The sequence below is a fragment of the Flavobacterium chuncheonense genome (assembly GCF_042686145.1).
Classification (GTDB): domain Bacteria; phylum Bacteroidota; class Bacteroidia; order Flavobacteriales; family Flavobacteriaceae; genus Flavobacterium; species Flavobacterium chuncheonense.
In genome coordinates, this window is sequence record NZ_JBHUPC010000013.1 from 797,541 (window position 1) to 798,144 (window position 604).

Genomic DNA, 604 nt, shown 5'->3' on the forward strand with positions numbered 1-604 from the left:
TTGGAGTTCAAGTGATGTAGCAATCGCTACAGTTGATGCTTCAGGAATTATTACAGGAGTTTCAGCCGGTACAGCAACAATTACATATACGGTTCTAGGTACAGGAGGATGTGTAGACACTTCATCTTCTTTAGATGTAACAGTTGCAGTTACTCCTACAGCAGGAACATTAAGTGGAATACAAGGAATTTGTGAGTCAGATACTACATTATTTACGAGTAATGGAGATACCGGTGGTGTTTGGTCATCAAATAATACAGCAGTAGCTACAGTTGACGCTTCAGGATTAGTAACTGGAGTTTCAGCCGGAACAGCAACAATATCTTATACAGTTGCTGGTTTAGGAAGTTGTCCAGATGATACTGCAACATTAACTGTGACGGTGACAAGAGCACCAGTAGCAGGAACATTAAGCGGAAATCAAGAGATATGTGAGGGAAGTGGAACTACATTTACAAGTAGTGGCGATGCAGGAGGAGTTTGGTCATCAAGTAATGGGGCAGTTGCCACAGTAGATGCAACAGGAAATATTACAGGAGTAGGACCTGGAACGGCGACAATATCTTACTTTATTGCAGGAACAGGAAGTTGTCCAGATGCATTG

1 protein-coding gene is annotated in these 604 nt (G+C 42.1%); it reads left to right on the plus strand.

The window, feature by feature from the left end; translation table 11 throughout:
• The coding region (locus ACFS5J_RS11160; RefSeq protein ID WP_379812250.1) for an Ig-like domain-containing protein at positions 1-604 on the plus strand (604 nt) is incomplete at both ends.